Genomic DNA, 1882 nt, shown 5'->3' with positions numbered 1-1882 from the left:
AGCTTGTCCTCTGGGATTAACAACACCAAACGGTACAAATAAATCAGGCGACCTTGAAAGGCCGCCCAATACTCTATGTCTTTTGATTGGTTGAAAATCATTAAGTTCTTATCCCGAACTCGCGTTAGGAAAGTTCTTGTGGATATGAATCCCTTTGCCAAACATCAAAAGTCCGGCCATGGTTATTCCCTCAATACCTTTCTGACGGTTTATGTCATAGCCACCCATTTGAATCAGGAAGTCTCGGTCGTTGAGTTCTTCGTAAGTATGTCCCGGATTCAGGATATTGAATGACCGGCGATACTTTTCAAGAGTCTCTGCATCAATATCCTCCATGCCGTAATGCTCTATTATCTGAGAGTCAGTATTGTCTGAACTGTCACGAAGCAAGAGAGCAAGTTCCTCTTTGGTCACTTGTCGGTCTCCCTCGTGGCCTCTCTTATAGGTGCCTTGTTCCAACTTCTGATTGATGTATATTGGCTTTTGACGATAGTCGGCCTCAGGAACATTTATGTAGATTACATCCATTCCATCAACATTCACAATCCGGACATCGCTGTCGACAAGCACGCTACGGTTTACCTTCTGCGGATTATACAACTGGTTGAAGAAATCGGTAACGACCTTATTTGAATCCATCACTCCGGTAATCTCAAATCTTTCGGCAAGAGGCTTCTCCTTGTTTTCGTAAACGCCTAACAAGATTACACCGCCACGGGTATTGGCGAAAGCTGAATAAGTCTCCCATACAGAATCCGGCACAGACTTCTTACACTTCTTCATTTCAACCGAGGAATGCTCTCCATGATTGACAAGCTCCTTGATATATTCAGCGGTAATTTTCATAATTGATATTATATTTCAATGGAGTTACCCTTTGATTTTCACATACATCACCTCGGGTGTTGAGATTCTGGTGGAATTGATAAGTTCTTTGATGTCTATTTCAAGAAGATCAGCGATATCCCTAAGTGTCTCCAGTGAGGGCTGGGTATTGTTGGTACACCATTTTGAAACGGTAGCCGGGTCTTTTTTCAACTGGTCGGCAAGCCATTTATTAGTCTTCTTATGCTCTGCAAGAACTATTTTAAGTCTGTTCAAATCTTCTTCCATAGTCATTCTTGTTGAATATAACGCAAATTTACTAATTATTTCGCAAAGTATACAATCTTTGGACACAATTCATCCAAAGAACTCTCATTTTCTCCGGTTGATTCGATTTGCTCTTCCGGCAGGGAGGCGTTTTTCTGTGCGAAATTACTGCGCCCGGGAGCAACGTCAAGTGACGCTGCGCTTTCCGTCTGCGTCCGCGACCGTGAACCTCCACAACCTTCAGCTCGAAACCGAGCATTCGGTTTCAAATTTTTTCGTGCCTCCAAAATTTGGGTATCCCGGTCTTGCCGCTGACTCCACACTTGTCTTATGTTCCCTCTTGGACGCAGTTGTAGGCTTGCACAAAAAACGGCCAGCCCTGCCGAAGAAGCTCAAAGAGCTTCACAAAAAGGGAAAAGAACTTGAACTTAACTCAATAAGGGACTATGCGAGTAAAACGACTGACCATTGAAGATGGCAAGCGAATAGGTATCAGCCGCTTCCCGAACTTCCACAAGACAGTCACTATGTTTGCATCAGATTAGCTGACGGGGCGCTCAACGGGGGCTGTCTGCCCCCTTGCCGCTAAGGCTTTCCCCCGAGAGGAGTGAGGAGAAAAGATAGACGTAAGGGCAATTGCATGTAAATTTGTAAAAGCAAAATACATTAACAGCAAAACCGATACGTCTATGGTACAAAGTAACAAAAAAGATTTCAGCGGACAAAATATCTCTATTGGAATTAACGTACATCTGAGAACATGGAGTGTCACGGTGCTCACCCCCTCTGG

General features: G+C 44.0%; 2 protein-coding genes. Both read right to left on the bottom strand.

The window, feature by feature from the left end:
• Positions 1-108: 108 nt before the first annotated feature.
• Positions 109-846, bottom strand: coding sequence for an AlbA family DNA-binding domain-containing protein (locus tag C5O24_RS13050; RefSeq protein ID WP_107037109.1), 738 nt, complete (start codon positions 844-846; stop codon positions 109-111).
• 24 nt (positions 847-870) lie between these two features.
• The gene (locus C5O24_RS13045) at positions 871-1119 is read right to left on the bottom strand and encodes a helix-turn-helix transcriptional regulator (protein ID WP_107037108.1); all 249 of its coding nucleotides are present in this window, start codon (positions 1117-1119) and stop codon (positions 871-873) included.
• Between the last annotated feature and the right edge of the window lie 763 nt (positions 1120-1882).

This window comes from Paramuribaculum intestinale (assembly GCF_003024925.1).
In the GTDB taxonomy this organism is placed as follows: domain Bacteria; phylum Bacteroidota; class Bacteroidia; order Bacteroidales; family Muribaculaceae; genus Paramuribaculum; species Paramuribaculum intestinale.
The sequence above is the reverse complement of the archived record's forward strand: the minus strand, read 5'-3'. Positions and strand labels throughout refer to the sequence as shown.